The organism is Tahibacter caeni, from assembly GCF_024609805.1.
GTDB lineage: Bacteria > Pseudomonadota > Gammaproteobacteria > Xanthomonadales > Rhodanobacteraceae > Tahibacter > Tahibacter caeni.
Genome location: NZ_JANFVR010000231.1, coordinates 1 through 7,824, shown reverse-complemented (window position 1 = coordinate 7,824; position 7,824 = coordinate 1). Strand labels below are relative to the sequence as shown.

9 protein-coding genes are annotated in these 7,824 nt (G+C 70.1%); 2 read left to right on the top strand and 7 right to left on the bottom strand.

The window, feature by feature from the left end:
- The 6 genes from NON22_RS17030 to NON22_RS17005 form a co-directional block, all read right to left on the bottom strand.
- A partial coding sequence (locus tag NON22_RS17030; RefSeq protein ID WP_257388142.1) for a YifB family Mg chelatase-like AAA ATPase occupies window positions 1-1,647 on the bottom strand: 1,647 nt, incomplete at its 3' end.
- A gap of 251 nt (window positions 1,648-1,898) precedes the next feature.
- A complete protein-coding gene (locus NON22_RS17025) occupies window positions 1,899-2,495 on the bottom strand; it encodes a hypothetical protein (RefSeq protein ID WP_257388141.1) in 597 nt (198 codons plus the stop codon).
- A 305-nt stretch (window positions 2,496-2,800) separates the two neighbouring features.
- Window positions 2,801-3,760, bottom strand: a complete 960-nt coding sequence (locus NON22_RS17020; protein WP_257388140.1) for a hypothetical protein — start codon at window positions 3,758-3,760, stop codon at window positions 2,801-2,803.
- A gap of 462 nt (window positions 3,761-4,222) precedes the next feature.
- Window positions 4,223-4,480: an accessory factor UbiK family protein gene (locus NON22_RS17015; RefSeq protein ID WP_257388139.1), complete on the bottom strand. Its 258-nt coding sequence runs from the start codon at window positions 4,478-4,480 to the stop codon at window positions 4,223-4,225.
- A 469-nt stretch (window positions 4,481-4,949) separates the two neighbouring features.
- Window positions 4,950-5,342, bottom strand: a complete 393-nt coding sequence (locus tag NON22_RS17010; protein ID WP_257388138.1) for a VOC family protein — start codon at window positions 5,340-5,342, stop codon at window positions 4,950-4,952.
- Between the two features lie 28 nt (window positions 5,343-5,370).
- Window positions 5,371-6,198, bottom strand: coding sequence for an AraC family transcriptional regulator (locus NON22_RS17005; RefSeq protein ID WP_257388137.1), 828 nt, complete (start codon window positions 6,196-6,198; stop codon window positions 5,371-5,373).
- Window positions 6,199-6,372: 174 nt separating this feature from the next.
- Between NON22_RS17005 and NON22_RS17000 the strand changes: the two genes are divergently transcribed.
- Both NON22_RS17000 and NON22_RS16995 read left to right on the top strand, forming a co-directional pair.
- Window positions 6,373-6,711, top strand: a complete 339-nt coding sequence (locus NON22_RS17000) for a P-II family nitrogen regulator (RefSeq protein WP_255915144.1) — start codon at window positions 6,373-6,375, stop codon at window positions 6,709-6,711.
- 353 nt (window positions 6,712-7,064) lie between these two features.
- Window positions 7,065-7,358, top strand: coding sequence for a hypothetical protein (locus NON22_RS16995; RefSeq protein ID WP_257388136.1), 294 nt, complete (start codon window positions 7,065-7,067; stop codon window positions 7,356-7,358).
- 252 nt (window positions 7,359-7,610) lie between these two features.
- On the opposite strand, the gene NON22_RS16990 is transcribed toward NON22_RS16995, so the two are convergent.
- The coding region (locus NON22_RS16990; protein ID WP_257388135.1) for an Hpt domain-containing protein at window positions 7,611-7,824 on the bottom strand (214 nt) is incomplete at its 5' end.

The following is a 7,824-nucleotide window of genomic DNA, read 5'->3' as shown; positions in this document are numbered from 1 at the left end:
GGCGACGCGCGCCGCGACGACGGCGCTGCTTTCGCCGGGCGGACCCGTCGCGGCGAGCTCGGCCAGCGGCAGGCGCGGCACCTCGAGCTGCAGGTCGAGCCGGTCCAGCAGCGGTCCGGAAACGCGGGCACGGTAACGCTGCACCTGGTCGGGCGTGCAGGTACAGCGGCCGGCCGCGTCGCCGGCGTAGCCGCAGGGACAGGGATTCATCGCCGCGACGAGCTGGAACGCCGCCGGAAACTCGGACTGCCGCGCGGCGCGCGAGATCAGGATGCGTCCGGTTTCCAGCGGTTCGCGCAGCACGTCGAGCACGTGCCGGTCGAACTCGGTGAACTCGTCGAGGAACAGCACGCCGTGATGCGCGAGGCTGATCTCCCCGGGCCGCGGCGTGGAACCGCCGCCGACGAGCGCGACCGCAGAAGCCGTATGGTGCGGCGCGCGGAAGGGACGCCGCCGCCAGTGCGCGAGATCGATGCCGTGGCCGGCGACCGAACGCACGGCGCACGATTCCAGCGCCTCGTCGTCCGACAGCGGCGGCAATATGCCCGGCAACCGGCTCGCGAGCAGGGTCTTGCCCGTGCCGGGCGGACCGACGAACAGCAGGTGATGGCCGCCGGCCGCGGCGATTTCCAATGCGCGCCGCGCCTGGGCCTGGCCGCGCACGTCGGCGAGGTCGAGCGAGTCGGCCGGAACTGCGGCAACGGAATGTGCCCCGTCTGCGGTCCCGACGTGCGACGTTGCGCGGATGCCCGAATCCATTCCGGCCGTCGAACACCGCCGGACACGCCGAGCATGCGCCGACGCAACGCCGTCGTCGCGGACGCCGCCGCCATTCGCACTGCCGCCATGCTCGCCTGCGTCTCTCTCGCCGCACTCGCTTTCGCCGCAGCCGTTTTCCTCTTTCTCGTCGTCTTCTCTCTCGCCGTCGCTTTCCGCGCTGCGGCTTCGCCGGCCGGTGCCACTGCCGTTGCTGCCAGTGACGCCGTTGCCGTCGCCGCCTTCACCGCCGCCGCTGTCCGCACTGCCGCGGAGCCGCACTGCCGCAGCGGTGTCGCGTCCGTCGTGCGCATCACCGGGTTCGCCGTCGGCGACAGCGCCGCTTGCGGCCACCACGTCCGCCGCGCGCGGCAGCTCCAGCGCGCCGCGCAGATGCGCGCAGACGTCGAGCAAAGTCGCCGCGACGCGGACGTCGGCGGTGGCGAGCAGCGAAGCCTCCGTCGCGTTCGCCTGCGGCACGACGACCTGGCGGCCGGCGGCGCGGGCACGCAGCAGCGCCGGTAGTACGCCGCTGACGGCGCGCAATTCGCCCGACAGCGCAAGCTCGCCGAGAAATTCGCGCCGCGCGAGCGCCTCGCGCGGCAGATGCCCGGATGCGGCGAGTATCCCGAGCGCGATCGGCAGGTCGAAGCGGCCGCCGTCCTTCGGCAGGTCCGCCGGCGCGAGATTGACCGTGACGCGCCGCGCCGGATAGTCCAGCCGCGCATTGAGTATCGCGACACGCACGCGGTCGCGCGCTTCCTTCACCGCCGCCTCGGGCAGACCGACGATGGACGTGCCCGGCAATCCGCCCGACAGATGCACCTCGACCGTGACGGCCGGTGCGGTCACGCCTTCCTGGGCGCGCGAATGGACGACGGCGAGACTCATGGCAGACACGACCGGGTGAACGTGTCGCCACTGTGGCCTCGATCGGCCGCCGGCGCTGCAGGCTGCGGCCGCGAAGACCGCTAGGAAAAATCCGAGGCGCTGCAGCGGCCATGCCGCGTCCGATGCACGGTCGCATTCATCTCGCGAAACCACAACCGAGGCGGCGGACGGCTCTCCCGGCAGTGCCGGTTGATGGGCAGTGGCTGCTCCGCGAGCGGCGCTTGCGCTGCGAACCACACCGGAAGAGCAGCCTAGCGTTCAGCCAACCAGGGTCCGTCGCTGCTCTGCCAGCCGGCTTCGCCGGCATACCGAAACAGGCACAAGCCACGCTCGTGCGCCGGAGGACCGTCCCAGTGCCGCGGATGCTGAATCGTCGCGAGGTAGAGCTCAGAATCTTCGGCGATGTCGGTGGCGCAAAGCGCCAGGGTTTCCTTGGTCGCGTCCGAGTGAGCGATCACCATGAGTTTGTATTGCGCCTTTGCCACCGCGAGCTTGCTGAAGTCGAAGACGGTGTCGCGCGTGCTGTTGGACATTTCCGACTCGATGGCCCAGATCGCCCGCGTCAGCGCCGGGAGCTCGACCCCACGCCTCGTTGAGCGCACTGACCGCGCTTCGCAGACCAATATGTCGAACAGCAGTTCGCTGATGCGGTAGCTCGCGCGATTGTCGTGGCAATCCCGCGAGAACACGACGTGGCCGCCTGCGGAGTAGACCTTGCGAAGGCGTTGCGCAAGACCTTCGACCCAGACTCCTGCACGTTTCCTGTTGCGGTCGCGTGCCGGAGCCATCTCGGTAGGAGTCAGGCGGGCGTCGTTTAACACGTTCTGCAACAGCTCGACCAGATACATTGAGAGTTCTCCGATACGACTGTCCAAGCGGGTGTTGCCGATCAATATCTCCAAAGCTTCCCGCCACCGGCAGATGGATCGTTGCGAAGATGAGCAAGCCGTCCTTCGGGGCCCGCTTCCGGCGCCGGAACCCAACGGAACGCGGAGCCGGGCACGTCGCGGACCGGACTCTGTCGCCGGTGACCCTCCGCGGCCGACGCTGGCTGACGAAAGGACAGCGCGGCGACGACGCCCGGCTTCTCCGCACGGCAGCGCGGAGAAGACGCGGAGCGTCGATGCCGGGAAAGCCCCCGCACTCGTCGCGCTCAGTACGCCTGCTTCACGTAAGTGATCTGGATCGTCCCGCCCGTGACGTACGCATCGCGCTGGTTGTTGCAGGTGCCCGCGTCGCTGCGCTCGTCGCAATACTGTGTGCCGTCGGGCGCCACGATCGGCGCGTAGCTCGAGCCGCCGGGTGTCTTGCAGCCGGCCGGATTGCCTTTGGCCAGCGGCGCCTTCTTCGGCGCGGCGCAGGCGGCCGACGGATTCGGATAGCCGGCGTTGGCCTGGCTGCCGCTGCAGTTCGTCGCGGCCCAGCCGAACACACCGGGCTTGTTCGCATTGCTGCCGAGCAGGCCGTTCTGCGCCGTGCTCGTCGCCGCGGGCCAGCCCGCCCCGCTGGTCGCGACTTTCAGGATCGCGTTGACGCCGTTGACGGCGCTGATGTCGGTGTCGTCGGCGTTCGCGCAGCTCGTTCCGACCGAACCGTTGACGCCGAAGTTGATCGAGGCCTCGGCGAGGTTGGTCGCGTTCGGAAACACGCTGTTGCTGCAGCCGTTGTTGTTCGAGAAACCGTCGTCGGACGGCGTGAAGAAGAAATTGAACGTCACCGCCGCACTGCATTGCGCCGATCCGCAGGCGAAGGTCTGCGGTGTATACGTGATGGTCTCGCCGGCGGCCATCGCATACGAACCCTTGTCGCTGACGCCGGTCACCGGTGTGAAGCTGACGGCCTTGCCGGCGACGCTCGACGTGAACGCGAGGCGCGCATCGGTAAGGCTGACGATCTGCGTGCCGAGACTGCTGCAGCCTGCCGGCGGCGTGACCGGCGGCTGTCCGAGCACGAGATTGGCATAGACGGTCTTGCCGGAGGTGTTGGTCACGGCGACGCCGGTCGCCGACGCGCCGGACTTTAGGCTGTTCGGCGTGCCCGACTGGGCCGAGCCCAGACCCGGCAGCATCGCGGCGATCGCAAGCAGACTGACATGCAGGTAACGGTAGGGCATGGCGCATTTCCTCGTGGCTGGTGGAAGGGGCCGCCATGCAAAGCGGAAAACGGGCCGGCGTTTCGCAACGCGGCTGAGGCCTGCGCAACGGATCGTCTTTGCGACGACCGTGCGAAAGCCATCTGTGTACTTGGCGACCGCGGCGCATTGTGCGCCGCGTGATCGAAGACGGGAAAGTCCGGCATTCCACTTGATCGCCGCAGCGTCCCGCGCCGGACTGCGGACCCCGGCAGCGGCGCGCGGACGCCGATGTGTTCCGGTACGGGCCGGCGCCGCGACCGCTCGCCGCCCGGACCTGTCCCGCAGAGAAAGGGTGAGGTGGCCATCCCTGGCCGTTTTCCGCTCCCCGAGCGTATCGGAGAGCGGACTCCAGAATCGGCGCGCGGCGTTCCCCGGCCGCTGCGCCTGAAACAACGGGCTCGTTCTTTCAGTGGAAGGCCACGGCGGCGCCGCGGCGCGGCGTCAGTGGCGCGGCGCCTGCAGCTGCTGTTCGAGCTCGGCGACGCGGGTCTCGAGCGTTTCGACGAGCTCGCGCGTGCGCAGCAGCACGGCGCGCTGCACGTCGAATTCCTCGCGCGTCACGAGGTCGAGCTTGCGCAGGCCGGCACGCAGCGCGTCCTTGACGTTGTCGGCGACGTCGGAGCCGACGCTGCCGAGATTGGCCGGCAGCAGTTCGGTCAGGCGGCGGGCAAGTTCGTCGAGGGTGCGGGCGTCGATCATGGCGATTCTCGAATCAGGGTAGGGCGGAACGGCTAAGGACGGCAGTCCTGCGGCGGACCGGCTGCACCGCGGTCGCGCAGCGCGATTCGGTGGGCCGGACCCGCGCCGTGCGCGAGTCGGAGCGTAGTCTAGCCGACGACGCCGCGCCGGGCTCTCGGATTCTTCCGGTCGTCGGCTCGGAAAATTCCGACGCGACTTGCAGTTAGCGCAAATGCGGCGTTGCGCCGCACCGCCGTTGCCGCGCCGGCGGAACCGGCCGCCCGCGCGGGCGTCGGCGCCCGGCCAGAGGCCCTGACCGCCGCGCGCGACGCGACGCCGCTGCATCGGCGCCGGAATGGCGGCGAGCAGAGCCCGGCCGACGGCGCAGCGATCCGGACCGTGGCTCCCGGCAATCCGCATCCGTCGAGCTTCCGTTTCGGAACCGGCTTCCGCTCGATGTTGGACATCCGCGCCGGCCGCGCGGCGGCCCTCAGCCCGGGCTCACCGGCGAGCAGAGCTCGACGAGACAGCCGTTCAGATCGCGCACGTAGCCGACTTTCTGTCCCCAGGGTTTCGGTTCGACGGCCTTCAACGCGACGGCACCCGCGGCGACGGCGCGGTCGTAGGCCTGCTCGGGCGTGTCGCTGACGAGGCAGATCTCGAATCCGGCAGCGGTCTCGCCGGGACTGTTGTGGCGTATCGCGAAGCCGTGGGTCTCGGCAAGCGTTTCGGCGGCGAAGGCCAGCGCGGTGGCGCCGGTTTCCATTTCGGCATAGTTGCCGCTCTCGTGCACGAAGCGCCGCGAAAGGCCGAACGCGCGTTCGTAGAAGTCGACGGTGGCGGACACGTCGGCGACGTAGACGAGGGTGTAGCCAAGCTGCATGGCGATGCTCCTGAAGGGGACGCGCAGACTAGCCGGCGCCGGTGCGGCCGCGCTTGAAGGTTTCGGCCAGACCGCCGATCGGCATGCCGATCAGCACGGCCGGCGGCCGCGTGCCCGGCGTGAAGCCGCCGTGGCGGCGGAATTCGCGCGTCATGTGCGCCTGGTCGCTGTAGCCGCCTTCGAGCGCCGCCTGGCCCAGGCTCGGCGCAGGCTGCTGCGCGAGCAGCCGCATCGTGCGCTGGAAACGCAGGACCGACGCGAACGTCTTGTAGGACAGCCCGACCGCCTCGGCGAGATGCCGGCGCAGCGAACGCGGCGCGAGGCCGCTCGCCGCGGCGAGCTCGGACTGGCCGAGGCGTCCGCCGCTCTCGTGCAGCAGGTCGATGGCCGAGCGGATTTCGCGCGGGACGGCGGCAGTCTGCAGGCTGCGCCGGCGCACGCAGTCGATCAGAGCCTCGCGCAGCGCGCCGACCGTAGTTGCCGCGCGCAAGCGCTGCGCATCGGCGCCGACCAGCCGTTCGGCGGCTTCGCCCCGCAGCGTCATGTCGCGCAGGCTGGCGGGATCGACGCCGAGGCAGGCGCCGCCCCAGCCCGGGCGGAAGCGGATGCCGAAAAATCGTTCGCCGACGCCGACCGCGACCCGCGCGGCGCGCTGGGCGGGACCGGCGACGAGGACCGTCGTGCCGCTGACGCGCTCGCCGGCGTCGGCGCGGAAACGCACGATCAGGTCCATGCGCCCGTCCGGCAGCACGAGATGCTCGCCGGTCGAGGAAGCCTCGAACGACCACAGCGCCTCGATCGGCACCGGATCCTGCGTCGACGTGGACAGTTCGCGGTAGTCGTCCGTCTGCGGCATGACTGCCGAGTCTAGCGGCAGTCACGATCGGCGACGCCGGTCTTGTCCGTCGGTCCCGGCGGTGCGTGCGGCATCGGCCGCAACGCCGGCGCTGCGACGACCTGCTGCGTTTATCCGCTGCGGCGCTTGAAGCTATAGTCACGCCACGTTCGCACAGAGACCGGGGCCACGCCGATGAAAATGATCACCGCCATCATCAAGCCGTTCAAACTCGATGATGTGCGCGAAGCCCTGGCCGAGGTCGGCGTGCAGGGCATCACGGTCACCGAGGTCAAGGGCTTCGGCCGGCAGAAGGGCCATACCGAGCTCTATCGCGGCGCCGAATACGTCGTCGACTTCCTGCCCAAGATCAAACTCGAAGTCGCGGTCAGCGCCGACATGTGCGACCGCGTGGTCGAAGCCATCATGCAGTCGGCCAATACCGGCAAGATCGGCGACGGCAAGATCTTCGTCTACCAGCTGGACCAGGTGCTGCGCATACGCACCGGCGAAATGGACGCCGAAGCGCTTTGAGCGGCTTCGTCGAGACGAAGCCCGATCCGGTCCTGCGCTGCGAGCGCTGCGGCAACGCGCTCGCGGCGGCCGACAACATTTGCGAATGCGACGACGCAAACGGCGAAACGAGCGTCGAGTCCGCGGCGCCGTCCGCGCCCGGCGCGAGGCCTTCCGTCGCGGCTGCCGCGGATACCGCGGCATCCGATGCCTCCGCATCGGCCGCGACCATCGTCGCATCCGTGCCGGCCGCCAGCGCTTCAGCGACCGCCACCGCACCAGCCGCGACCCTCGCCACGACTACCGCGGCGGCGACGGGCGGAGTTCATGTCTGTCCGGCCTGCGACGGGCGTTTCGGCTCGCGCGAACTGCGCGTGTTCCACGCCACCCCGGGCGTTGCCTGGTATCGCTTCACCCGCTTCGGCAGGGCCTGCCCGCACTGCACCACGCCGCTGCGGTCGCGCCATCCGCTGGGCCGGCTGCGGCGTGCGCTGCCGCTCGTGATCCTGAGCCTGATCTTGGGCTCGCACCTGTTCGGCCTGATGCCGCCGCACGACGGCTGGCTGCGCGCGGGACTCTGGCTCGCCTTCCTGCTGCAGCAGATCGACAACCTGCGCCACGAACGCCGCGACCCGCAGGCCTACGAACGCGACCCGCGCTGGCCGTAGGCGGCGCGCCGAAGCGGCAACGTCGAAGTCGCGACGCGACGTGACGTGACGACAGAACGAAGGGCGCGGCGAACCGCAGCATCGAGGTATCGCCGCTCGTCTCTTGCGGGCGCAGCGAGCCGCGCCCTCGACGTGTCGCCGCAGCCGGAAGCCGTGCCGGGCATCGCGCCGCTGCCGAATCCTCCGGCGATTTTCCGAAACAATTCGCCGCGTGAATTCCGCGACGTGACGGTTCGCCTCGCCCACCGCAGTCTAGGTTCGCTCCCTGCCCAGCGCCTGCAGCGCCGCCTGCAGCGGCGCCAGGTCCGGCGTCGACGTCGTGGTGGCGCCGCGCAGTTCCTGTTCGACCAGGCCGGCCTGCTCGGCCAGCTCGGTCGCGCCGACCAGCCGCGCCGCGCCCTTGATGCGGTGCGCCTCGCGGCCGGCGGCGCTGCGATCCCCGCGGGCCAGCGCCTGCTCCAGCGCG